Below are 23,937 nucleotides of genomic sequence, written 5' to 3'. Positions count from 1 at the left end.
TTAACCGTTGTTTTCCGGCTGCTCCATACGGCCAGTTGGGACGCGGCGAACGTCTTCCCCAGGAATGACCACGCCAGCTTCTTCCTCTAATTCGCTAGGAGTTAGGGCCCATTTAACATCGCCCGAAGGGGTGACATGCTGCTGATCGGTGGTCCAACTGGACTTATTACGCCGACGGCCTAAGCGTGCTTTCAAAGTGCCACGCAAAGTGGCTTTTGCCGCCCCCTTGTTGACCGCATTGCGAATGAGCGAACTGGTGGAAAGAGCCACCCAGAACATGGCCCAAGAAGCCAGGGCTGCCAAAGCCAAACCACCACGATAGCCGTAACGGTCAATCAACATACCACCCAGCGAAGTGCCCAGAGCCACGCCAAGGTTCATGAAGGTGTTCATCCAAGTAAGCCCCTCGGTCAAGCGAGTCTTAGGAACAATCCGTTCGACCAAGGAGTAGGCGTTCGTAATCGTTGGGGCCACCACAATGCCGGTAATAAACATGAGAATACCCATGACCACCTGAGTGGAAGCAAAAATAAACATGGTGGTGCCCAAAGACAACAAGGCCATGCCGGTGACATAAAGCTTCCATAAAGGCCAAGACCACTTGCGTGCCCCATAAACGAGGGCGCCCAACAAGGAACCCGCTGCCATAATGCCAAGCTGTAAACCAGCACTGCCAGGGTGACCTAACAAGCGAGTAAACTCCACAATCGCCACGTCAAGCGCCCCAAAGAGCGTACCCGAACCGATAAAGGCAGCGCCGATAGCCCACAAAGCTGGGGCGCGCATCGGCGATGTGCCGTTCGAACCACCCTTAGAGCGGCCAGTTGGTTTCGGTTGGGTCGACTTGAGGCTAAAGAACCACATGCCGCCAAAAAGCGAAAAAATGGTAACTAAAAGTAAGCCGGCGGCAGGGAAGAGGTGTACCGAAACGGTGGTGGCAATGATCGGACCAAAAATGAAAACCACTTCATCCAAGGCAGATTCGAGGGCGAAAGCCGTCTGCAATTGTTCCGGATCATGCAAAGTATGCGACCAACGCGAGCGAACCATCGCACCGATCGAACCCGAAGCGGCACCACCAACAGCCGCAAAAATAGCTAATAACCAAACAGGGGCAACATGTAAAGCAAAATAAATCAGTGCTAGGTTAGAAAGCACCGAAATAACAATTGAAGGTCGCATGATGGTTGACTGACCAAACTGTTCAACCAAACGAGCCAAAAATGGGGCAAAAGAAGCGAACCCTATGATCGCGGCAGCGTTAACTAGACCAGCTGCCGTGTATGACTCGTGGGTCTGGGTCAGTAAAAGTACTGTCGCCAGACCCACGAATGACATCGGGAAGCGGGCTACAAAGCCAGCTAGCGAAAACATAAAGGTACCGGGAATCCGATACAAATCTAAATAGGACTTCACCTATCTATTTTTTCAGCTTTGCTGCTCTGATGCGCTTTCAGAATCGTCTTCATTATCACTATTGATCGAAGACTCGGTGGCATGTCCACTAACCAAAGCGTCAACTTCGGCATGATCTGGAAGCATTCCAGTGTGGTCATCAGCCTCGATCACGATCTGACGAGCAGTCGCCGCAGTCTCGACAGCCATGGCCGCAGCGGCCTCGGCCTCGGCAACTCGGTCGGCAGTAATCTCGTCCGAAATGGAAGCGTCGTTAGTGGCGTTTTCCGCATCATAACGGGCTTCTGCGGCTGCTTCGAAAGCAGCAACAGTTTCGGCATGTGCAATCTCTACGTGAGTTGGATCCGAATCTGGACCAGTCGAGAAGATGCCGGTAGCTTCGTGTTCTTCAACCTCGGAAATTACGCCGGCGTCAACCTTTTCGCGGTGACCGAGGATTTCACGCTTAACAACGCCAGCTAGGAAGTAAAGACCCAACAGGTTCGGAATCGACATGAGGAAGAACATGGCATCCGAGAAGTTAATGATGGTATCCAAGGAAGCAGCCGCACCAACCACAATCAAAATCAAGTAAATGATGTTGTAGGTCTGCTCGGCCTTACGGGATCCACCGAAGAGGTAGCCCACGGCCTTCATGCCGTAGTAGGAGTACGAAAGCATGGTGGAGAAAGCGAAGAGAGCAACCGCAATGGTCAGCGGAATGTCGAACCAAGAAACGGCAGTGGAAAGAGCCGATGCAGTTAGCTGCACGCCTTCCACATTTTCACCATTGTGCCAAACACCGGAAATAATCACGGTCAAAGCGGTCAAAGTACAAATCAGCACCGAGTCCACGAAAGGTTCCCACATGGCCACGAAACCTTCGGTCGCAGGACGACGGGTCTTCACGGCAGAGTGAGCCATCGCAGCGGTACCAACACCAGCGGCGTTGGAGAAAGCGGCACGACGTAGACCCACAATCATGACGCCTAGCACGCCGCCGGCAATGCCATGACCGGTGAAAGCGCCCTCGAAGATTTCTTCAAAAGCGGCTGGAATCTGGGAAATGTTTGGGATAATCACGAAGAGGCACATGACCAAGTACAAGACGGCCATGAAAGGGACAACCTTAGAGGTAACCGCACCAATCTTCTGAATACCACCGAGGATTACTACGCCGGCCACAATCGCGAAAACTACACCGATTAGCCATTCACGACCGTAGAGGAAACCATTTTCTCCGCCGGTAATGTGAACTAGCTGGGCAGCAGCCTGGTTTGACTGGAACATGTTGCCGGCACCAGTAACGCCGAAAACAGTAGCGATAGCGAAGAAAATCGCGAGGATGCGGCCAAGTAGGGGCTTACCTTGCTCCGCCAAGCCGTTTTGTAGGTAGTACATGGGACCACCGGAAGTGGTACCGTCCTCGGCCACTTCACGGTACTTCACACCGAGGGTAGCTTCTGCCATCTTCAAAGCCATACCAATTAGGCCAGCAATGATGATCCACAAGGTAGCGCCAGGGCCACCAAGGGTGATAGCGACAGCCACACCAGCAATATTGCCGAGGCCGACCGTACCGGAAAGCTCGGTGGCCAAGGCCTGGAAACTGGTAACTTCGCCCGGGTCGGTGTGGCGCGAGAACATGCCCTTAACCAAACGACGCGAGTGAGCGTGGGCAGATGGGCGTAGCTGCTGGAAAGAAAGGTAAACGGTGAAGAAAATGCCGCCAGCCAAAAGCCAGAGCACAATCAGTGGGATTTCCACGTCACCGATCTTAGGGGCAAAAAAGACCACGCTGGAAAGCGCGTTAACAAAAGGGTCTAAAGCGTTAGAGATAGCCTGATTAACCTTCTCGCTCCAGGTTTGCGCAGGTTGCAAACCAGCCAGCTGGTTCAATCGCGGCATGGCAGTGCCTAACAGGGGCGAAAAAAACATAATTTCCTTCGATATACAACAGTTACAGGCCGTTACGAAGGGATGTAAAGTTGAACCCTGCTGCGCATGGCAGCAACCTCCAAGCTTCATCCCACCACATAAAAACGGCAAAAGGCGAAACCCTAAAAATTTAATAAACACAAGTGGTTAGACCATAGGTTTTTGGGTCTCAAGCCCTAAAAACTTTAACGGGACGATTTACGTATTGCGAATTTAAGTGGTTTAGGAAACAACTTTAATAACTGAATGAGAATAAAAATTCGTTGGAATCTCAATCTAATTTACGTTTAGACGTGATGTAGAGCAGAAAAATTACGAAAGATCTCGCAAATGTTACAGTTTGGCTTCAACTCTGTTGTCTGCTTGACATTTTCTATCCCTGCGTTAAAACTATTCTCTAGTGGTCCAGACAACTGTTTGGACTGTCTAGGTTCCTACCGGAGGGACCTAGCCTGGTGCAGCAAAGCTGCTGTATCAAAAACTTTAGACTCAGGAGTTTAGAAAATGGCTAAACAAGATAGCAAGGCATTCGCCCTTGCCCAGCGACTCGGTCGCTCCTTGATGTTGCCTATCGCTACCCTGCCAGCAGCTGGTTTGCTGCTCCGTATTGGTCAGCCCGACGTTCTCGGTGCTGATGGCCTTTCCAAGTACATGCCGTTCTTGGATCCGGTAGCACAGGTTATGGCAGCCGCTGGTGGCGCCGTATTCGGTAACCTTCCAATGCTCTTCGCCGTTGGTGTCGCAGTCGGCTTCGCTAAGAAGTCCGATGGCTCGACCGGTGTTGCTGCAGTATTCGGTTACCTCGTATTCCAGGCAATGGAAAAGGTTATGTCGGGTTACGTCTTCGACATGAAGAAGAACATCGACGTAACTGATGACATCAAGGCCCTCTGTGAAGGCGATTCCGTTAAGGAAGGCGTCGCTGGTCTTTGTGGTTTGATGAAGGACGTCCCAGCCACCGAAGTTAACTACGGTGTTTTGGGCGGCATTATTGTTGGTATCCTCGCTGCTCTCCTATGGCAGAAGTACTACCGCATCAAGTTGCCGGATTGGTTGGCCTTCTTCGGTGGCCGCCGCTTCGTGCCGATCGTAACCTCCTTCGTCACCATGCTCGTTGGTGTCGTTATGGGCTTCATCTACCCAGCATTCAACTGGTTGATCAACGTCAAGCTCGGTGGTTGGTTGATGAGCGCAGGTGCACCTGACGCTTCCTCCGCTTCGAAGGCATTCGTTGGTTTCATCTACGGTGTTATCAACCGTCTCTTGATCCCATTCGGTTTGCACCACCTCTGGAACTCCATCCCATGGTTCCAGCTAGGTACCTGCACCGACGCTTCCGGTAAGGAACTACACGGTGACCTCACCTGCTTCTTCTCCGGTACTCCAGAAACCTCCGCTTGGACCGGTAACTTCACCTCCGGCTTCTTCCCAATCATGATGTTCGCATTGCCAGCAGCTGCTTTGGCAATGGCACATGTTTCGAAGGAATCGAAGCGCGCTGCTACCACCGCTCTTATGGTTTCCGTTGGTTTCACCGCCTTCCTAACCGGTGTTACCGAACCTCTAGAATTCGCATTCGCATACGCAGCCTTCCCACTCTACGCTGTACACGCTGTTCTCACCGGTACCGCTTTGGCTGTCACCAACGCTTTGGGCGCGAAGGACTCCTTCTCGTTCTCCGCTGGTGCGATCGACTTCTTGCTCAACCTAGGCAAGTCGGCTGACAAGTCCGGCGGCTGGTTCCAGGGCCCGATCATGTTGATCATCCTTGGTCTCATCTTCGCCGTCATCTACTACTTCTTGTTCCGCTTCATGATTGTCAAGTTCGACTTCAAGACCCCTGGTCGCGAAGACGATGACACCGCTGATGCATTCGCAGAAGCTCAGGCTACCGCTGCACAGCGCACTGGCAAGAACGCTAAGTGAGTAGTTGCCGATTAGTAACCTGTTGAGTTACTAGCGATAACTTTCAGTTGAGGCCCTTCCCTTCGGGGGAGGGCCTCAACTTTTTGTCGCCTTCTAGAAAACTAGGCCGGTTCGTATTGTTCGGGAGGAGTGGGATGCTGCTAGGTAGTGGGGTGCAGGTAGCTAGTTTCAGATTCCCACCGTGACATTTGTCAGGGAGACCCTTAGGCAAAATTCCTAGAAAAGTGATGACAGAAGGGACTTATATTTTCTTTGCGTTTCTAGCAAACTAGAAGCATGAACAATTTAGCTTTGAAAGTAGATAACGCCACTAAGGTCTTTCGGACCAAAAACGGGCCCTTGCGCGCAGTTAATCACCTCAGCTTAGAAATCCCAGCTGGGCAAAAGGTGGCGCTCCTCGGGTCCAACGGTGCTGGGAAATCAACCCTTTTTAATCTAATCCTCGATCTGATGACGATTGACGAGGGAAAGGTGGAAATCTTCGGTACCACCCCTGCCGAAGCGCAAAAGCGCGATCTGATTACCTCCCTGCTCCAAACCGGTGGACTTTTGTTGCACTGGACGGTAGAGGAAATCATTCGCTCCATTGCTGCCCTCGCTGGGCACAGCGACCTCGTTGACCAAGTGGTGGCAGAAACCGGGGTTAAGCCTTTCCTTTCGCAAAAGGTGGGAAAGTGTTCTGGAGGTCAGAAGCAACGTCTGAAGCTAGCGTTGGCACTGTTGAAACCTGCTCCGTTGATGTTGTTAGATGAACCGACTGCCGGCATGGATCCTCATGCCCGTCGTGACTTCTGGCGGCTGATTGACGGTGCCGCCCAAAGCGGAGCCACCGTTCTTTACGCTACCCACTTCTTGGATGAAGCCACCCAGTACGCCGAGCGGATCATTTTGATGCATCAAGGTCGGTTGATCGCTGACGGTACCTTAGACGATTACCTCCGTGAAACCGGTGAGAGCACGCTCGAGGGCGCCTTCTTCGCCTTGACCGACGCTAACAACTAGGAGCAGACCATGAAAACCTATTTTTTAACTGAACTAAAGCACCAGCTGCTTAGCCCATATCAGATTTTCTTCGCCGTGATCATGCCCCTAGGTATGTACGTCATTTTTGGTGGCATGAATGAAGTACGAGCGATTGAACTACCCTCCGGGGCAAATATCTCCGCAGTAATTTTGATTAATATGGCTTTTTACTCGGCCGTACTAGCAGCCGGCATGTCCGGTTCCGAAATTTCCCAAGACCGTGAGGTTTCCTGGAGCCGTACGCTTTACCTAGTAGGGGTACATGATCGCGATTTATGGCTGGTACGAGCTTCTATCGCTTACTTGACCACCTTGGTGCCAGTCACCCTCCTCTACGTTGCGGGCTACTTTAGCTACGCGAAAATGCCTACCAGCTACTGGATTGGCACCTATCTAGGCATCTTGGTAGTTTCCGGACTGTTCTCTGCGGTTGGGCAACTCTTGGGCTGCTATTTGCCGGCTTCGGCGGCAGGTGGTGTCACTTCCGGCATTATCGTCTTTAGTGCTTTTGCCTCAGACCTGTTCAACCCCCTAGAAGGCACCATGTTTACCGTCGCCAAGTTCATGCCGCTCTTTGGCCTTAAGAGCCTGCTGACTTGGGCTCTAACCGAAGGTAAGAGCGCGATTGGTACCGACCTTAACTGGGTGGGAGTTTGGGCTAACTCGATCGTTTGGCTCGCCATTCTCGCACTCGTTGGCCTGGCGGCCACCCGAAAGGCTCGCCAACAAGGTTAAGGGAGCCATCTGGGTCTTAACCTAGATAGCCCTTAAGATAAAGGTGGAAAGGAAACCATAATGCCTGACGCTACTAACCACACTGTCTACGAGGAACTAAACGGCAAGCTGAGAATCAATAGTAAGTTCGAAAAATTTGGAAACTATTTCTTTGCCTCCGTTTGGGTAGTTTTCTTGTTGATTCCGCTGTATTTTTCGGTGGTGATGACAGCAGAGCTTTGGGCCAAAGTAGTGACCTTCCTACTTTCCTTGGCGATTGGTCCCGTTTTTCTTTATGGCTCGATTCGGCTAAATAAGATGAACCCAAACCGGCCTAAGAATGCCACGCAACAGGCGGTAGTGGTTGCTTTCCTACTCTTACTCTTGTCCTTGGGAACAGTGATAGTGTCGGGAATGCCCGATTTTGGCGCGAACATGAGTTTCCTAGTGGGGATTTTGCTTTACTGTTTTCCATTAGGCTGGTCAATAGGATTGACCCTGCTACTTGACTTCGGGCTATTTATTAGTGGCACCTTTTGGCAAATGTCCGGTCTGCTCTGGGCTTCCCTTTACATTCTGCTCTGGGGTGCGATTGCCGTGGTGGGGCGGGTACTTAATGAAAACCAGGAGCGTCGCTACCAATACCAGCAAGATCTATCAGTGATGGAAGAGCGCCAGCGCATTGCCCAAGATGTGCATGATTTGTTAGGGCACTCTTTGACCGCGATTAACCTTAAAGCGCAGGTGCTGGCACGTACCGCAACTGATCCGAAGGCAAAACAAGAAGCCCAAGAGATTAGCCAGCTGGCTCGCGAAGGACTAGTACAGGTCAGGGCTGCCGTTACCGGACTGAAGGAAGTAACCCTGGGGATGCAAGTCGATCGTACCCAGCGTCTGTTGCAGGCTACTCAGGTGAAGTTTTTGACCGAGGGCGACCCCCAAGTAGTTCCTTTGGATAAACAGGGCGTTTGCTCGTGGGTGCTCCGCGAAGCGGTGACGAATACGCTGCGCCACGCCAAAGCCCGACAGGTAAAAGTGGTTTTCTCCCCGCAAGGCATGATCTATGCCGATAACGGCCATGAACTAACCGAGGAAAAGCTAGCTCAACTCCTTGGGGCTGGGGCAAGCATGAGCGGAAATGGGCTAAGTGGCATGCGCAGTCGACTCGCTAGCGTTAACGCCCACCTGTCCTTGGATCGCAGCGCCGAGTTGGGCGGCCTCGAACTACAAGTTTCTTGGAATAGCCCCGAAAGTTCCCAAACTGCCACCTTGTCGAGTACGCTGGAAAGCAATACCTCAAAAGCCCCAGTCGGTAAGGAGTAATCAGCATGATTAAAGTGTTGCTAGCTGACGATCAGAGCCTAGTCTTAGGGGCTTTGGCTGCCCTTTTGGGGGCCGAGGACGACCTCGAGGTTGTGGCCACCTGCACCAGTGGTGACCAGGTGGCGGCGGCTGTGGCCGAAAAAGCGCCCGATGTTTGCTTACTCGACATTGAAATGCCTGGGGCAAATGGGATTGAACTCGTATCACAACTAGCTAAGAGCCACCCCGGCTTGCCCTGCGCCCTCGTGACGACTTTTGGCCGCCCTGGTTATTTACAACGAGCCCTTGAAGCTGGGGCCAAGGGGTTCTTGGTGAAAGATACCCCCGCTGAAGAATTGGCTGTGGCCGTGCGCAAAATCCACCAAGGGGAGACTGTCATCGACCCAACCCTAGCCATTGCTTCGATTACTAGCGGACCAAACCCGCTGACCGCTCGGGAAATCGAAGTGCTGCAAGAAGCTTTAACTGGGGTGGGGATTGAAACTATCGCGCAACGATTGCATCTATCGGCAGGAACCGTTAGGAATCATATTTCCAGCGCGATAGCCAAAACCCACACCAGCACCAGGATGGAAGCGGCTCTGACCGCTAACGAGGCCGGTTGGCTCTAAAACCAAAAAACGCCCCAGCAAAATGCTGGAGCGGTGAGTGGTGGCCCCGACCGGCGTCGATCCGGTGACCTTTCGATTTTCAGTCGAACGCTCTGCCAACTGAGCTACAGGGCCATAACAATCACGGTCGGCCATAATGGACCGACCGGTACTGTCTGCGACCCCGACGGGACTTGAACCCGCGACCTCCGCCGTGACAGGGCGGCGCGCTAACCAACTGCGCTACGGGGCCTCGTTTTTAAGGACGAAGCCTTAGGCAAAACACTAAAAGTGTTTCGTACCCCCAACGGGATTCGAACCCGTGCCGCCGCCGTGAAAGGGCGGTGTCCTAGGCCGCTAGACGATGGGGGCCTAGAAGAACTTTGTTCATCTGAACTCTGTTCGTTCTGTGTCTTCCGGAGAAGACTTGAAGAATCATATATGGTTTTACCCCCCGAATGCAAAGCGAAATGGGTGTGAGCCTACACACAACAACATTGGTGATGGCTAAAAACACCGAAAATTAGCGAATTTTTGACCTTTTCCCTCTAACCTAGAGAGCATGATGGACCTTTTCTACGCATTGCCCACCTGGAAAAACGTGTTTGCTACCTCAACTATTGGCCAACTGGCCACCACAGTGCTGCGTGGTACAGATGCGGACGACACCACAAAAGCTGCCGTGGAAAATGCGGTTGACCTTGCTTCCGTACTTGCCTCGGTAGCGGCGGGCGCAGCAGTGGGGGCCGGCCTCGGCCTGCTGCTTTATCTCATCTTCCGCACGGTAGCTCGTCGGCGCGAACCCTTACGGTTGATGGCTCACAATATTCGGATTCCGCTGATCTTGTCGCTTGCTTTGGTGGGAATCGACATTGCGCTAGAAATGGTGGATTGGCATTTGAACCAATCCTCAGAATGGTGGGTGGACCCGCTAAACCATGGGGTTCGGATTGCGGTAATCGCCTCTTTGACTTGGTTGGCAGTCGCGGCTGCACACATTATCGAGGATGTCGCTGTCTGCAAATATGGGTCTGCCGAGGCCGGTCGGGCTCGCCGAGTCACCACCCAAACTCAGGTGCTCCGCCAAGTGGTACAAGCCATTTTGGTCGCCATCGGCATTATCATCATTCTGCTAACTTTCCCCCAGGCACGCACCGGCATGATGGCCTTGCTTTCATCCGCCGGGGTGATCTCAATCGTTGCTGGTATTGCCGCCCAAAACGTCCTCGGCAATATGTTTGCCGGGCTGCAGGTAGCCTTTACTGATTCGGTGCGCGTAGGTGATGTGCTGCTTTATGACGAGCAGTTCGGCACGGTCGAAGAAATCACCTTAACCTATGTAGTTCTGCGGGTTTGGGACGAAAAACGACTGATTATTCCCAGCAAATTGCTAACCGAGAAGAGCATCCAGAACTGGACTCGTCGACACACCCAAATGTTGGGCACGGTTGAACTCCCCATGGACTGGGGTGCCCCGGTGAATGCGGTGCGGGCTGAATTAAAGCGCTTGCTGGCCAAAACAGACTTGTGGGATGGGCAGACTGCCTCGGTGCAGGTAACTGATGCGCAAAATGGCACCATGACTGTGCGCGTTTGCGTTTCCGCCGATACGCCAGCAAACTTGTGGGATTTGCGCTGCTACTTGCGAGAAAACCTGATTGCTTGGACCGCCAACGAGGCCCCGCACGCCTTGGCTCGTACTCGTTTGCAAACCCATGATTTATTCGATCCTGCCGCCGATATTTCGGCCGAGGACGTGCACGCGCAAGCGAAAGCCCTAGAAGCAGAAGTAGAAACCACTACTAGCGCATCTTTGCGGGAAGTGGCGGATAAGCCTGCGGCCGCTGCGGTCAAAGCGGGAGCTAAGGCGCGCAAGGCCATCTCTTTGCTCGCGCAATACTGGGGCAGTAGCCCAGAAGACAATCAAGCGGAAAACAAGCCGAAAGCACCCGTAGCTAAGCCGCATGAAGCAGCTGCTGCCGGGCGTGAAGCGGAGCTGAGCCCGTCCTCGGCTAGCACAAAAACTGACGGAAAACTGAGCGTAAGTGACGCTGAACAGGCGAAAAAACTGGCAGTCGAAACGGGGGAAGTGGTCGTGCTATCCGGGGCGGTAAGCGAAAGCGAATCGACCCCGAGCGAAGAGCGACTCTATTCCGGTTCGCCGCAAAATGAGGAACGCTCGCGCGCTTTCCAAGGCCCAGGAGAAGCCGCCCTAGCCGAGCGTGAAGCTGAAATTCGTCGCCAAAACAAAGGTGAAGATGAAGAAAAACTTCCACCCATCGAAAGTGATGGTGGCCTTGAGAGTGGCGAAGGCACAGAACTGGGCAACTAGGCGCATAATGCCTTTAACCATAGAAAATGCAGCAGAAAGAAGAAGCAATGACTGAAATGAATCTTCCCCAAGATCCGAAAACTTTGACCGAGGATCAGTGGCGTGCCCGCCTCGCCCCCATGGAATACCACGTGCTACGTGAAGCTGGTACTGAACGTCCCGGTACTGGGGCGTTGCTAGACGAAAACCGTCGTGGTACCTACTACTGCCGTGCTTGCGGGAATAAGCTTTTCCGCTCTGATGCCAAGTTTGAATCGGGTTGCGGCTGGCCCTCATTCTTTCAGGCCGAGGAAGGTTCCACGGTGGAACTAACTGATACTTCGTACGGCATGCAACGGACAGAAATTCGTTGTGCCAACTGTGATTCGCACCTGGGGCACGTCTTCAATGATGCGCCTCAGACTCCGACTGGTAACCGTTACTGCATGAATTCGGTTTGCCTGACTTTCGAGGCCGACGAAGCATAAGCGGATAAAAAAAGAGCCCCCCGCGTGCCAAAGGCTAGGAACGCGGGAGGCCCAAGTTGCAGTAGGCCCCCGGGGACTCGAACCCCGCACCCACGGATTAAAAGTCCGTTGCTCTAACCAGATGAGCTAGAGGCCCGTGCGCCGTCAAGTATAGCGAGAAAAACTCGTTTCGTCATCCCATCTGCAAAATTTCTACCAATGAGAGACAATATTGTGAGCAACTTCGCCCACCATGGAGGTACCCAATGACTGAGAATCGCCGTCCACGTCGACCCGCCATGTTGGATCCGGAAGTGGCCGAACAGATTCCTGGTGATGAAGATCCGGCAATCACCACCACTACGGCACAAACTGCTGCACGAGCCTTGCTTGGCTGGTCCGATCAAGAGTTCGGACAAGAGCAAGTTGCCGACTTGGTAGATGTGATTAAAACTCAGGGCGTTGATTTTGCTGCTGCCCTCTGGTCCCGCTCCGGTTATTTGACTTTGCCCGGGCAGCTTTGGCGCCTCTACCTTCTAAATGAGTGGTATTCGCGCGATCGAAAAGTGCTAACTGAGCGTTATGAAGCTGGGGTGAAAATCGCGCAAGCAAAGGGCCTAGACGTTCCTAGTAACTTCTTGACTAGACACTTTGCCACTCTGGCCGAATTGTTTGCGGGTGAAGGCTGCGAAAACCTGCCTGGATTATTGAAAAATAGCGCTATTTTGTTGCGAATCTTTGCGGCTGGTAATGCTGATGCCCAATGGATTGAAAGTGATGCCGATGAGTTGGCTGCACTAGTAACCCGCCGTTCTGAAGCTTTGCTCAAAACTGCGGATGAATTTGCGCAAGGTGCCAAAGCGGCTGCCAACCCGGAGTTTGTTAACCCCTAAGGTTTTACTGGCACCATCCTCCGAAGCTCGGCAAGCTTTAGGTTTTAGCAAAAGTTGTCTAGCTTGAGCTCGTCTGCTTCGCAAACTTCGATAGCCTTTGAAATTTTGCCAAAAAATCGAGTATTAGCAGCAAGAACTGGTTTTGAAAAAGCCACTCTCTTTTAGTGGCAAACAAAAAGCCTTGGTGTTGCGTTTCACAAAAAAGTAGTTTCCCTTTAGAATCAAATAGACTGAAAAACTTGAGTGGTCTTTCTGCTCTCCAGAAAATTTTAAGGAAACGTGATGAGCACTGAAAAAACTGACAACGGCGAAAACCAGTACGCCTACGCTTCCGCCCGCCCCGAAGAATTTCTGACAGTAGGGAAAACTGCCCTCGCGTCCCTGCTAATCGGGGGACCGGCAGGTAACCGCCAAGCTGGCGGTGCTAGTAGTTCTGCCAGTGCTTCGCAAGAGAGCGGCGAAGCTGATTCCAAGCAGACCACAGATAAATCTCTGAACACAGAAAAAGCTGAGAAGAAATCAGATAAGACTGAAGCATCAAAAGACTCCAAGGATAAAAAGTCTGAGGAGAAAAACCGTGAGGCCAAGTCGGATGATAAATCTGACGGGAAAAAGAACGAGGATAAAAAGTCTGAGATCAAGTCTGATGCCCTAGATAAAGCTAAGAAAGCGGGAGACAAAGGCTCAGCCTCCCCTGAAGTTGTCAATCTTGAAGCTATGGATGACGAGGACGACGACGAGCAGGACGACACCACTCTCTACTTCGAAGAATTGCCCACCCCGATTTCGGAACCGCTGATTGAGCAATCCAACCTAGGGGAAGACCAGCCGCTCCCAGCAGGTCGCTTCGCTGACCGTGAGCTTTCGTGGATGGCTTTCAATGAGCGCGTCCTCGAACAGGCGGAAGACCCCAACTTGCCATTACTAGAACGAGCCTGGTTCCTCGCAATTTTCAGCTCCAACCTTGACGAGTTCATGATGGTGCGCGCCGCCGGACTTAAGCGTCGTATTGCCGCGGGAATCGCAAAACCGGCTGCTTCTGGTCTCTCGCCACAGCAAGTGATGGACGGGATTCGTACCCGCACCCGTCAGCTGACCCAACGCCAGGGTGAATTCTTCCAAACCGAGATTCTGCCGGGACTAGAAGAAGCTGGCCTCCGTTTGCGCACTTGGGAACAACTGGAAGAAAAAGACCAGGAAAAACTCACCAACTATTTCCGGAAGCAAATCTTCCCCGTGTTGACCCCGTTGGCAGTAGACCCTTCGCACCCCTTCCCCTATATCTCTGGTCTCTCACTCAACATTGCAGTCGTAACCAGAAACCCAATCAGCAACAAGGAATACTTTGCCCGGGTGAAAGTGCCTGACTCGCTGCCGCGCTTCCTCAACGTCGAAACTGCTGGCACTGAAATTGATCCAGCTCGCTTGGTTGAGGATCGTGGTGGCGCCACTTTCGTCCCGATCGAATCGGTCATTTCGGCGCACTTGGCCTACCTGTTCCCCGGAATGGAAATCCTAGAAGATCACGTCTTCCGCCTCACCCGTAACGAGGACGTGGAAGTGGAAGAAGACGACGCCGAAAACCTATTGACGGCGATGGAACAAGAATTGCTACGCCGTAAATTTGGTCCGGCAGTTCGCCTTGAAGTCACCGACACGATCACGCCGACCGTCCTCGACTTCTTGGTACAAAAACTAGAAATCACGCATGCAGATGTCTATCGTCTACCCGAACCGCTGGATCTGACGTGTTTGAACCAACTCCACGACCTCGACCTGCCACACCTAAAGTACCCGAACTACGTACCAGTGACGGCTTTCGGGCTATCTAAAGTCGAACGCTCCACCCCGGGCGACATTTTCGCTTCCATGCGAGATCACGACATTTTGCTGCACCACCCGTACGACTCTTTCGCGACCTCGGTCCAGCATTTTGTGGCTACTGCCGCCAAGGATCCTCAGGTGCAGGCCATCAAACAGACCTTGTACCGCACCAGTTCCGATTCTCCGATTGTTTCGGCACTAATCGCGGCAGCTCAGGCTGGCAAACAGGTGGTTGCCATCGTCGAAATTAAGGCCCGTTTCGACGAGGACGCTAACATCTCGTGGGCACGCAAGCTAGAGCGCGCCGGCGTTCACGTGGTCTACGGCATGATTGGACTCAAGACGCACTGCAAGCTTTCCCTAGTGGTACGTCAAGAAGCTGACGGTTTGCGTCGTTACTGCCACGTCGGGACCGGTAACTACCACCCCAAGACCGCCCGCGGTTACGAGGATCTTGGTTTGTTAACCACCGACCCGGAAGTAGCCCAAGACCTCACCCGATTGTTCAACCTGATGAGCGGTTACGCCCCCTTGGCAACCTTCAATCGTCTCTTGGTTGCACCCCGCTCGATTCGCCCCGGCCTGATTGAACGCATTGAACGCGAAGTCGAACACCATAAGGCTGGGCGTCCTGCCCGGATTTCGATCAAGGTCAACTCCATCGTCGATGAGGCCGTGATCGACGCCCTGTACCGAGCCAGCCAAGCCGGCGTGAAAGTCGACATTGTGGTGCGCGGTATCTGTGCAATTCGTTCAGGCGTGCCCGGACTTTCCGACAATATCCGAGTTCGTTCCATCCTTGGTCGCTACCTCGAACACTCCCGAGTCTATGCCTTCGAAAATGGGGGAGACCCAGAAGTATGGATTGGCTCTGCGGATCTAATGCACCGTAATCTAGACCGCCGGATTGAAGCGCTAGTGAAGGTGAAAGACCCCGATCAGATTGCTTACCTCAAGGGCATGGTGCGTGACCAAGCCAGCGGAAAAACCAGCTCTTGGCGTTTGCGCAAGAACGGTTCGTGGCAACGTCGCACCACCAACAAGAACGGCAAGCCATTGGTGGATTACCAGCAAAAACTTATGTCCGAAGCTTCCGCACGAGTGTCCGGTCGTAGCTGACGTGTCCTAACATCACCATTGGCATTGAACGCCTAGGTGCGGGATAATACTACCTATGTCTGCTAGCCCTGCCCCTCGTCCCGCGGCCATCGTACGTGCCGGTGGAGCGCTGGTTTGGCGTATCGCCCCAAAGGCGCAAAAAGCTAGCGAAAAAACGGCATCAGCAGTTGCCAAGAGCGACGCAGTGCGCACGGAACAGGCTGACCCAAAGCGTCCCACCCCAGCCATGTTTGCTAAAAAAGTTGCCGGCAAAATCGAGGCCGAGCCAGCCGTCGCACACGAGGAAAAAACGCCAAAGCCCACCCCGGCTACCATTGCGGCAGCTATGGGCTTTGCTCCGGCACCCGCCCTCGGCCAAGCCCAAAATCACGAAGCACATGCGGGGGAGTCGGGCCTTGGAAACGATGCCCAGCAAGGCGTAGATACCAACGGTAAAAACGGTGGGAAAACTGACTCGGCCGAGGATGATGGCGAGCGCAGCCGGAACGCCAAGGCCGAAGAAAAAGCTAACCTAGCGGACTTGGACCCGAACTACGTGCCCACCAGTGCGGATGAGATTGAGGTTCTGCTAGTTCACCGCCCTCGTTACAATGACTGGTCGTGGCCGAAGGGTAAAGCCGAACCTGGCGAACATATTTTGGCCGCCGCCGTGCGCGAAGTTGAAGAGGAAACTGGTTGTGTGGTTACCCTCGGGGCCCCAATGACCACCCAGCGTTATCGCCTCGGCAGTGGACTGTTGAAGGAAGTCTATTACTGGGTGGGTCGAGTTCTCCACAGCGAACCAATCGCCCGAACACGCGTGCCTGCCGCCCAAGCCTCCTTGCGAGAAATTGACGAAACCAAATGGGTGAGCCCCGCCAAAGCAGCCAAAATGCTGACCCGTCGCGGGGATCGTCGCCTGCTTGATGACTTAGTTGCACGCCTTGAAAATGGGACACTTTGTACCCAAAATGTGGTGCTCTTGCGGCACTCCAAAGCGATGTCTCGTGATCGTTGGTCTGCCGAGGACGCCTCGCGCCCCCTCGCCCGCAGCGGAGTGCTGCAATCACGCGACCTGATCGACCTGCTTTCCGCCTACGGGGTCGAACAAGTTTACACTTCACCGTGGCAGCGTTGTGCCAGTACCGTGCGTCCTTATGCTGCTATCGCCGACTTGCCTCTGCAGTTGCTTTCGGCCCTGACCGAGGACGCACACCGGCAATCGCCAGCCACAAGTGCGCATGCCTGGCAACAAGTCTTGACCAAGCAGAATGGGCATCGCGTGGTTTGTGTGCACCGGCCGACCTTGCCGGACTTGCTGGCAGTGGTGGCAGATATTGCCAATGACGAAGTGCGTCGTCAGCTCCAAATGAATCCGCCAAGCTTACGCACCGCGGAAATGTTGGTGTTCCACGTAGCCCAGCCTAATCCAGCGCACAGTCCAGTAGTAATTGCGGCTGAACGTCACCGCCCGGCAAAAATCGGGAAGTAGCTTCTGCGCGCCCGACGTTTGGGGCTAGGTCTCGAACGCGAAAGGCTTCATGGCTAAGGTCGTCCTCGGTTAACTAAAACGGATTAGCGGGAATAACTTGAAAACTACTGATCGGTAGAATCTCGGTACTAGTGGTGGGTTGAATCCGAAAACTAAAACGACTGTTATCCAATTTCTCAAAAGTGAAAATTGGCGAGAAGTTAAAGAAGATTCCCCCAAAAAAGCGTGAAACCAACGCGATAAAAACAGTTTACTCATTGTTAACCTAAAAGCCCCTCAACGGTAACTCCTGCCGCTTAGGGTGGAGTCATGCCGCGAGAAATCGCGCCAGGTAACCACCTGACTGGCAGCGGCTCCCGCCCACACCAAGTGGTCAACCGCTCCAGTCACCTACCGGGAAACTCCCGACTAAGCAAAGGAAACCGTTGAAAATGAAATCAACTTTCACCCGTCCGCTAGCTATCGGTGCTGCTGCCACCCTAGTCTTCGCCTTGAGCGCCTGTGGTAACGACAACCCAACCGGTAGCGAAGCTCCAGCTGGTAACGATTCCGGCAAGACTGCTTCCGAAGCTCCCAAGTCTGATGATGCTGCTAAGGTAACCGGCACTCTTGCTGGTGCGGGTGCTTCCAGCCAGAAGGCTGCGATTGCCGCTTGGAAGGCAGGCTTCGAATCCGCTAACTCTGGCGCCCAGGTCGAATACGACCCAGTTGGCTCCGGCTCCGGTGTTAAGAAGTTCCTCGCAAAGGAAGTTGCCTTTGCTGGTAGCGATGAAGTTTTGAAGGAAAAGGATCAGGCTGCTGCTAAGGAACGTTGCGGTGCTGACGCCATCCACTTGCCTGTTTACATTTCCCCAATCGCCGTGGTCTTCAACCTCGATGGTGTCCAGAGCCTAAACCTCTCGGCAGCTAACGTTGCCAAGATCTTCGCCGGCCAGATCACCAAGTGGAATGACCCAGCTATCGTCGCTGAAAATGATGGGGTTAACCTCCCAGACCTAGCCATCACCCCAGTCCACCGCGCTGACGGCTCGGGCACCACCTACAACTTCACCGAATGGTTGCACGCTGCTGCTCCAGACGTATGGACCAACGAAGCTGGCAAGAAGTGGCCACTCGAAGGCACCAACGGTGAAAAGACCCAGGGTGTGGTTGACCTAGTCAAGAACGGTAAGGGCTCCATCGGCTACGTCGATGACTCCGCTGCTACCGGCCTCGGCAAGGCAAACATCAAGGGTTCGGGCGACGCTTACGTTGCCATTAGCGCTGACGCTGCTGCCAAGACTCTTGACGAATCCGAACTCGCTGGCGCTTCCGCTAACGACTTGGCCTACAAGATCAACCGTACTCCTAAGGCTGCTGACGCTTACCCAATCATCCTCGTCTCCTACGACGTGGTTTGCACCAAGTACCCAGCAGAAGAAGGCAACCTAGTTAAGGCCTTCGTCAAGTACGAAACCAGCAAGGAAGGCCAGGAAGCTGCAGCTGGTGCCGCAGGTTCCGCCCCAATCTCCGATGGTTTGCGCGACAAGATCAACACCGCGCTTGACTCCATCACTGTGGAATAAACTTCCCGTCACTTTTTGCGGGCCGAGGTCGTTGGCGGCTAAGCGACACCACCCCCAGCTAGTCGCCAGCGAGAACCACTACTGGTTCTCAAAGCCCTCGGCCCGCAAACACGCACCCAGAAGATTCAAAGGAAACGCATGAGCGCCCCCACAAAACCGCAGAAAAACCAAAGTTTTGCTGAAGTTGCCGCGAAAGGTACCGGCAAACTTGGCAACGCGATTTTCTCGCGCACCTCGACCGGCGCGGCTTTAGTCATTTTCGCTACCCTGGCCGCTGTAGCAGCCTTCTTGATTGCTCAAGCTTGGCCAGTATTGATTAACCCCAGCATTAAGTTTGACGCTAAGGGTTACGTTGATGGTGCCACCTTGCCCCAGATCGTGGGCCCCCTAGTCTTTGGTACCGTTTTGGCTTCCGCCATCGCCATGCTGATTGCCGTCCCGATTAGCGTCGGCATCGCCCTATTCATTAGCCACTACGCCCCACGTAAACTTGCTGCCCTCCTGGGCTACCTAGTCGACCTACTGGCTGCCATCCCCTCGGTAGTCTTCGGTCTTTGGGGTGGTAAATGGTTGATCCCCAAACTGGTTCCCATCTACGAATGGCTGGCAAACCACCTAGGCTTCATTCCGCTCTTCGCCGGACCTGCTTCCCCGAACGGGCGCGTACTACTTTCCGTTTCTTTGATTCTGGCCATCATGATCCTGCCGATCATCACCGCGATTAGCCGGGAAGTTTTCCTCCAGACCCCACGTCTTTACGAGGAAGCAGCCCTCGCCCTCGGCACCACCCGCTGGGAAATGATTCGCATGGCTGTATTGCCATTCGGTCGCTCCGGCATCATCTCAGCTTCCATGCTGGGACTAGGGCGCGCCCTCGGTGAAACCATGGCAGTGGTTATGGTGCTCTCCGCCGGTAACACCTACTCCTTCGCGATTTTGCAGGATGCGAAGCACTCAACCATTGCTTCAAATATTGCTTCCCAGTTCGGTGAAGCTTTCGGCAATGACCGCTCGATGTTGATTGCTACCGGCCTGGTCCTCTTCGTCATCACCATGCTGGTGAACATGGGCGCTCGTTACATTATCAGTCGTCGCTCCCAGTTCTCGGGTGCTAACTAGGGAAGGAAGGCTGGAGAAAAATGAGTAACACGAATCTTTCCGCCGCGGCAGCTGCCGACCTCGAATCGGCCATGCCGACCACTAAGCGTCACCCCTTCGCCTCGAAGGATCCCTCCTTCGACCGCAACCGCAAGATCAAAGACAAAGTAGCACTCGTGCTGGTGAGCTTGGCCTTCCTCATGGCCATGATTCCGCTAGTCTCACTCTTGATTTCGGTTATCGTCGGTGGCTACAAGCTGATTACGCCCTCGTTCTTGACCTACTCGATGAACGGTGTCTTCGGTCAATCCACCCTGGGCGGCGCCTACCACGCCATTATCGGTACCCTTTGGGTGACCCTCGGTGCCACTTTGATTTCGGTGCCGATCGGCTTGTTTACCGCCATCTACTTGACCGAGTACGGTAACAATGGCCGTCTCTCGCGCCTGACCCGCTTCTTGGTTGACGTGATGACCGGTATTCCTTCAATCGTCGCCGGTCTTTTCGCTCTTGCCCTTTTCACCATCGTGATGGGCCCCGCCTACATTTCCGGTTTCCGTGGTTCGGTCGCTTTGTCCATCTTGATGATTCCGACTGTGGTTCGCTCTTGCGAAGAAATGCTTCAGCTGGTTCCCAACGAGTTGCGCGAAGCCTCCTACGCCCTCGGTGTGCCTAAGTGGTTGACCATCGTCAAGGTGGTTCTTCGTACTGCGGCTGCTGGCCTAACTACCTCGGTAATGTTGGCCATCGCCCGTGTTATTGGTGAAACCGCTCCGCTTTTGGTGACCGTAGGTGCTACCGACCGCATTAACGACAACTTGTTCGACGGCCGCATGTCGACCCTTCCGGTCTTCGTTTACAACGAATACACCTCGGTCGATATGCCTTGTGCTGCAGACGCGGTTAACTGTTCAGCGACGATTCACGCAGATCGCGCTTGGGCAGCCGCTCTAACCCTTATCATTATTGTAATGATCCTCAACCTGGTGGCTCGGTTTGTCGCCTGGAAGGTCTCCCCGAAAGGCCGCAACTAGTTAGGCTGGCCGAGGAAGACCTCGACTGGCGAAACCCCGCAACAAACCTCAAAACGAAAGAAAATCATGGCTCTGATTGAAGTTGAAAACGAAAACATTTACTACGGGAACTTTCTCGCAGTTAAAGATGTCAACATGAATATTGCCGAGCACACCATCACCGCGTTGATTGGTCCCTCCGGCTGTGGCAAGTCCACCTTCTTGCGTACCCTCAACCGCATGCACGAAGTCATCCCCGGTGCTCGCGTTGAAGGTCAGGTTCGCGTCGAAGGCGTCAACCTCTACGACCCAAACATTGACCCCGTGCAGGTTCGTCGTAAGGTTGGCATGGTATTCCAGCGCCCGAACCCCTTCCCGACCATGTCGATCGAAGAAAACGTCTTGGCGGGCGTGAAGCTAAACCAGCGTCGTCTTCCCAAGAGTGAGCAGGAAGAACTGGTCGAAAAGTCGCTCCGCGGCGCTAACCTCTGGAACGAAGTGAAGGACCGTCTAGGCGAGCCTGGCTCGGCTCTTTCCGGTGGTCAGCAGCAGCGTCTATGTATTGCTCGTACCATCGCGGTGAAGCCAGAAATCATTTTGATGGACGAACCATGTTCCGCCCTCGACCCGATTTCTACCCTTGCGGTAGAAGACCTAATGCAAGAACTAAAGTCCGATTACACCATCGTCATCGTGACCCACAATATGCAGCAGGCTGCTCGTGTCTCGGATCGTACTGGCTTCTTTAACCTCGAAGCACAGGGTAAACCTGGCCAGTTGGTTGAGATTGATGACACAGAAAAGATCTTCTCCAAGCCTAGCCAGCAGGCCACTGAAGACTACATCTCGGGTCGCTTCGGATAAAGACTTGGTATTTCGCATTTGATACCACTCCTTGGAAGTGCCGGCCGCCTAATCTTAGGTGGCCGGCACTTTTTCGCGAAGGCACAACAAAAAGACAGAAATTTTGAGTGCCAAAGTAGGTAAATGCAGCTAGTAAAGAATCGTTCAAATTGGTGTTCTCAAAACTAGCTTATTGATAGGTTGATACACCACCTGAATAGCCCATATTTTTATGCATTGGACTGCGAGTTTATGGCGTAGTTTCGCGAAAAATCGGATGATAGTTTACACTGTTCGCAAGTCCAGATTTTTTCATAAAAATCAGGTCGAATGATGCAAAGCCCGCACCCAATCGTGCGGGTACTATTTTTTGTTAAACGGGAGGTGAATCGCTACATGCTAGGTTTTGGATCCAAGAAGCCTTGGACCGCAGCACGCTATGAACGACACAATAAATTAATGGCGTCTTTAGCGATCATGTTCCTGTGCATGATCTGGGGTTCCACCTTCCCAATGACCAAGGGTTTGTTGGACCACATGGATCCAATGAACTACCTAGCATGGCGTTATGACGTTGCTGCCATTGTCGGAGCCATCGTCTTCTTGCCACGTTTGCGTCGTATGAGTGGGCGCGAATGGTTCTACGGTTTCTCTCTCGGTTTTATTTACTGTGCCGGACAGATCCTGCAAACTCTTGGCTTGCAGTACATTGACGCTTCGGTTTCGGGCTTCATTACCGTCATGTACGTAGTGTTCACCCCGATCCTCGTTTGGCTTTTCTTCCGCGTTAAGGTCGGAATAAGCGACTGGATCTCCGTAGTCCTAGCTATCTCTGGTCTGGCAGTGCTTTCTTTGACTGGTGAAGGCATGAGCGTCGGCCCAGGCGAACTTTTGACCCTTGGAGGCGCTCTTTCCTTCGGCCTTCACATTGTGATGATGTCCCGTTGGGCCCCACGAGGCGACCTGATCGGGATGAGCGTAGCGCAAATGGTCATCATGGGCGTCATCTTCACCGTCATTAACGCCCCTCACGGCTTTAGCGCCCCAACTAGTGTCAGCGACTGGGCTGCCATCTTGTTTATGGCCTTGGTTGCTGGTCTCTTTGCCATGGGCCTACAGGGCTGGGCTCAGACCATCCTGTCGGCTACGTCCGTGGCGATCATGTTCAGCCTAGAGCCGCTCTTCTCGGCCATGTTCTCTATCCTCTTCTGGGGAGAAAGCTTGACCAGCCACTTGGTTTGGGGCGGTTTGCTCATCATCTTGGCTATGCAGGTTTCCGCCCTCGGTCCTAGCTTCTTGCGTCGTCGCAAAGCTGTGGTCGAAAAGGAATCTATCCTGCCCGAAACCAGTGCCGGCTTGGGTCAGGCATTCGAAGATCTGGTTACTGGTGGTTTGCCAACTGCCGTGTTGGAAAACGAAGATTTGCTTACCGGTGAAGGCTTGACCAAGTCCATTGCTGGTATCGAGGGCGAGCCCGGCCCAGAAGTATCGCGCGGTATTACTCGATAATTAGTTCAGTAAATGCTGCATCGAGGTCGTCGCTAATGCGTGCGCTCACTTCGACTTCGTCTTCGCCGGCGTTGTTTTCGACTGCCTCGATAGGTTTACTAACTGCTTCTAGCAAAAGTGGCAACCAAGTCTTTAGTGACTTCTCGAGCGATTCGTAATCTAGTCCAGCCTGACCAGTACGAATCAAATTTGAACGAAGGGTTCGTTCCGCCAAGGCAATAACGAATTCGCCTAGTTCCTCTTGATCCACGATTGGGCAACGATCGATGGCCGCCAATTTTTCGGTCACGAAGGCGCCTACATTGCGGGCGTAGTGATCGCTCAAGGGGATAGTGATGGCTGCTAGTTCCGGAGAACGCAGTGAGGACATCAGCATCTGCTGGGTAAGCAGAATATAGGTGCGGTCAATGGGGAGCGTGCTGATTAGCTCAGATACGACGCCTTCCAACGTGAGGTCAGAATTGGCGGTGGCTGCTTCCCAGCCCTTATCTAGGTCTTCAAACAAATGCTGATACTGGGCGGTGACCACCGCGACCAGTAAATCGTTCTTGTCCGAAAAATTAGAATATAACGCTCCTCGAGTAAAGCCTGCTTTTTCACAAATCTCTTCTAGGGAGGTGGCGCTTACCCCCTTCTCGGCGAACAGTTCGGTGGCTGCTTCCATTAGCTTGGCGCGAGTAGCCATGCGCTTGCGTGAAAGTTTAGGAGCTACAGTTGCGGCTAGGTTCTGGGCAACTTGGGCGGGAGAGGCTTGGCTAATGCCAGTGTGTGAAGCAACCTTTGCGACCCCAGATGCCAACGCTTTTGAAGCGGCCGAGCGTGCCGAGGCGGTAAAGCGATTAGTGGTGGCACCACTTCCGGTAGTGCCAGCTTGTGCTTTGTTGCGGGTCATAAGAGCCTCCTTGCAACAGTGTG

18 protein-coding genes and 4 tRNA genes are annotated in these 23,937 nt (G+C 53.4%); 15 read left to right on the top strand and 7 right to left on the bottom strand.

What is annotated here, in order from left to right:
* Entirely contained in the window at positions 1-1,416 is a 1,416-nt protein-coding gene (locus BK816_RS08680; RefSeq protein ID WP_156982030.1) for an MFS transporter, read from the bottom strand.
* 12 nt (positions 1,417-1,428) lie between these two features.
* On the bottom strand, positions 1,429-3,303 hold the full coding sequence (locus tag BK816_RS08675; RefSeq protein WP_083379269.1) for an alanine/glycine:cation symporter family protein: 1,875 nt from the start codon (positions 3,301-3,303) through the stop codon (positions 1,429-1,431).
* A 534-nt stretch (positions 3,304-3,837) separates the two neighbouring features.
* On the opposite strand from BK816_RS08675, the gene BK816_RS08670 reads away from it, so the two are divergent.
* The 5 genes from BK816_RS08670 (at position 3,838) to BK816_RS08650 (ending at position 8,930) form a co-directional block, all read left to right on the top strand.
* On the top strand, positions 3,838-5,259 hold the full coding sequence (locus BK816_RS08670; RefSeq protein WP_071164798.1) for a PTS transporter subunit EIIC: 1,422 nt from the start codon (positions 3,838-3,840) through the stop codon (positions 5,257-5,259).
* A 276-nt stretch (positions 5,260-5,535) separates the two neighbouring features.
* Positions 5,536-6,261, top strand: a complete 726-nt coding sequence (locus BK816_RS08665; RefSeq protein ID WP_071164797.1) for an ABC transporter ATP-binding protein — start codon at positions 5,536-5,538, stop codon at positions 6,259-6,261.
* Positions 6,262-6,270: 9 nt separating this feature from the next.
* Complete coding sequence (locus BK816_RS08660) at positions 6,271-7,017, top strand: ABC transporter permease (RefSeq protein WP_071164796.1); 747 nt, start codon at positions 6,271-6,273, stop codon at positions 7,015-7,017.
* A gap of 60 nt (positions 7,018-7,077) precedes the next feature.
* Entirely contained in the window at positions 7,078-8,319 is a 1,242-nt protein-coding gene (locus BK816_RS08655; RefSeq protein ID WP_071164795.1) for a sensor histidine kinase, read from the top strand.
* A gap of 5 nt (positions 8,320-8,324) precedes the next feature.
* A complete protein-coding gene (locus tag BK816_RS08650; protein WP_071164794.1) occupies positions 8,325-8,930 on the top strand; it encodes a response regulator transcription factor in 606 nt (201 codons plus the stop codon).
* A gap of 38 nt (positions 8,931-8,968) precedes the next feature.
* On the opposite strand, the gene BK816_RS08645 is transcribed toward BK816_RS08650, so the two are convergent.
* The 3 genes from BK816_RS08645 to BK816_RS08635 form a co-directional block, all read right to left on the bottom strand.
* Positions 8,969-9,044 (bottom strand) — tRNA-Phe (locus tag BK816_RS08645).
* A 44-nt stretch (positions 9,045-9,088) separates the two neighbouring features.
* Positions 9,089-9,162 (bottom strand) — tRNA-Asp (locus tag BK816_RS08640).
* Positions 9,163-9,208: 46 nt separating this feature from the next.
* A tRNA-Glu gene (locus tag BK816_RS08635) sits at positions 9,209-9,281 on the bottom strand.
* 190 nt (positions 9,282-9,471) lie between these two features.
* On the opposite strand from BK816_RS08635, the gene BK816_RS08630 reads away from it, so the two are divergent.
* Positions 9,472-11,241 (top strand): mechanosensitive ion channel family protein, encoded by a 1,770-nt coding sequence (locus BK816_RS08630; RefSeq protein WP_083379198.1) that lies wholly within the window; start codon positions 9,472-9,474, stop codon positions 11,239-11,241.
* Between the two features lie 47 nt (positions 11,242-11,288).
* A complete protein-coding gene (gene msrB / locus BK816_RS08625; RefSeq protein ID WP_071165036.1) occupies positions 11,289-11,708 on the top strand; it encodes a peptide-methionine (R)-S-oxide reductase MsrB in 420 nt (139 codons plus the stop codon).
* A gap of 62 nt (positions 11,709-11,770) precedes the next feature.
* Here the strand turns inward: msrB and BK816_RS08620 are convergent.
* Positions 11,771-11,844 (bottom strand) — tRNA-Lys (locus tag BK816_RS08620).
* A 109-nt stretch (positions 11,845-11,953) separates the two neighbouring features.
* On the opposite strand from BK816_RS08620, the gene BK816_RS08615 reads away from it, so the two are divergent.
* From BK816_RS08615 to BK816_RS08580, 8 genes are all read left to right on the top strand, one after another.
* Positions 11,954-12,580, top strand: a complete 627-nt coding sequence (locus tag BK816_RS08615) for a hypothetical protein (RefSeq protein ID WP_071164792.1) — start codon at positions 11,954-11,956, stop codon at positions 12,578-12,580.
* A gap of 282 nt (positions 12,581-12,862) precedes the next feature.
* Complete coding sequence (locus BK816_RS08610) at positions 12,863-15,523, top strand: RNA degradosome polyphosphate kinase (RefSeq protein WP_156982028.1); 2,661 nt, start codon at positions 12,863-12,865, stop codon at positions 15,521-15,523.
* Between the two features lie 55 nt (positions 15,524-15,578).
* Entirely contained in the window at positions 15,579-16,994 is a 1,416-nt protein-coding gene (locus BK816_RS08605; protein ID WP_083379197.1) for an NUDIX hydrolase, read from the top strand.
* 431 nt (positions 16,995-17,425) lie between these two features.
* Positions 17,426-18,559 (top strand): phosphate ABC transporter substrate-binding protein PstS, encoded by a 1,134-nt coding sequence (gene pstS / locus BK816_RS08600; protein WP_071164791.1) that lies wholly within the window; start codon positions 17,426-17,428, stop codon positions 18,557-18,559.
* Between the two features lie 138 nt (positions 18,560-18,697).
* Positions 18,698-19,678, top strand: a complete 981-nt coding sequence (pstC, locus tag BK816_RS08595; RefSeq protein WP_083379196.1) for a phosphate ABC transporter permease subunit PstC — start codon at positions 18,698-18,700, stop codon at positions 19,676-19,678.
* 20 nt (positions 19,679-19,698) lie between these two features.
* On the top strand, positions 19,699-20,691 hold the full coding sequence (gene pstA, locus BK816_RS08590; RefSeq protein ID WP_083379195.1) for a phosphate ABC transporter permease PstA: 993 nt from the start codon (positions 19,699-19,701) through the stop codon (positions 20,689-20,691).
* 66 nt (positions 20,692-20,757) lie between these two features.
* Positions 20,758-21,534 carry a phosphate ABC transporter ATP-binding protein PstB gene (gene pstB / locus BK816_RS08585; RefSeq protein WP_071164790.1) on the top strand — a complete coding sequence of 259 codons (777 nt, stop codon included), beginning with the start codon at positions 20,758-20,760 and terminating at the stop codon, positions 21,532-21,534.
* Between the two features lie 309 nt (positions 21,535-21,843).
* A complete protein-coding gene (locus BK816_RS08580; RefSeq protein ID WP_083379194.1) occupies positions 21,844-23,022 on the top strand; it encodes a DMT family transporter in 1,179 nt (392 codons plus the stop codon).
* Here the strand turns inward: BK816_RS08580 and BK816_RS08575 are convergent.
* The gene (locus tag BK816_RS08575) at positions 23,012-23,914 is read right to left on the bottom strand and encodes a TetR/AcrR family transcriptional regulator (RefSeq protein ID WP_071164788.1); all 903 of its coding nucleotides are present in this window, start codon (positions 23,912-23,914) and stop codon (positions 23,012-23,014) included. The genes BK816_RS08580 and BK816_RS08575 overlap by 11 nt on opposite strands.
* Between the last annotated feature and the right edge of the window lie 23 nt (positions 23,915-23,937).

Origin of the sequence: Boudabousia tangfeifanii (assembly GCF_001856685.1) — a bacterium.
Lineage (GTDB): Bacteria > Actinomycetota > Actinomycetes > Actinomycetales > Actinomycetaceae > Boudabousia > Boudabousia tangfeifanii.
Note: the sequence above shows the minus strand (reverse complement) of the source record. Positions and strands in the feature narration are given on the sequence as shown.

Coding starts and splice junctions, on each gene's coding strand:
- BK816_RS08675 (WP_083379269.1), bottom strand. CDS start 3,303: ATGCCGCGATTGAACCAGCTGGCTGGTTTGCAACCTGCGCAAACCTGG.
- BK816_RS08670 (WP_071164798.1), top strand. CDS start 3,838: ATGGCTAAACAAGATAGCAAGGCATTCGCCCTTGCCCAGCGACTCGGT.
- BK816_RS08665 (WP_071164797.1), top strand. CDS start 5,536: ATGAACAATTTAGCTTTGAAAGTAGATAACGCCACTAAGGTCTTTCGG.
- BK816_RS08660 (WP_071164796.1), top strand. CDS start 6,271: ATGAAAACCTATTTTTTAACTGAACTAAAGCACCAGCTGCTTAGCCCA.
- BK816_RS08655 (WP_071164795.1), top strand. CDS start 7,078: ATGCCTGACGCTACTAACCACACTGTCTACGAGGAACTAAACGGCAAG.
- BK816_RS08650 (WP_071164794.1), top strand. CDS start 8,325: ATGATTAAAGTGTTGCTAGCTGACGATCAGAGCCTAGTCTTAGGGGCT.
- BK816_RS08630 (WP_083379198.1), top strand. CDS start 9,472: ATGATGGACCTTTTCTACGCATTGCCCACCTGGAAAAACGTGTTTGCT.
- msrB (WP_071165036.1), top strand. CDS start 11,289: ATGACTGAAATGAATCTTCCCCAAGATCCGAAAACTTTGACCGAGGAT.
- BK816_RS08615 (WP_071164792.1), top strand. CDS start 11,954: ATGACTGAGAATCGCCGTCCACGTCGACCCGCCATGTTGGATCCGGAA.
- BK816_RS08610 (WP_156982028.1), top strand. CDS start 12,863: ATGAGCACTGAAAAAACTGACAACGGCGAAAACCAGTACGCCTACGCT.
- BK816_RS08605 (WP_083379197.1), top strand. CDS start 15,579: ATGTCTGCTAGCCCTGCCCCTCGTCCCGCGGCCATCGTACGTGCCGGT.
- pstS (WP_071164791.1), top strand. CDS start 17,426: ATGAAATCAACTTTCACCCGTCCGCTAGCTATCGGTGCTGCTGCCACC.
- pstC (WP_083379196.1), top strand. CDS start 18,698: ATGAGCGCCCCCACAAAACCGCAGAAAAACCAAAGTTTTGCTGAAGTT.
- pstA (WP_083379195.1), top strand. CDS start 19,699: ATGAGTAACACGAATCTTTCCGCCGCGGCAGCTGCCGACCTCGAATCG.
- pstB (WP_071164790.1), top strand. CDS start 20,758: ATGGCTCTGATTGAAGTTGAAAACGAAAACATTTACTACGGGAACTTT.
- BK816_RS08580 (WP_083379194.1), top strand. CDS start 21,844: ATGATGCAAAGCCCGCACCCAATCGTGCGGGTACTATTTTTTGTTAAA.
- BK816_RS08575 (WP_071164788.1), bottom strand. CDS start 23,914: ATGACCCGCAACAAAGCACAAGCTGGCACTACCGGAAGTGGTGCCACC.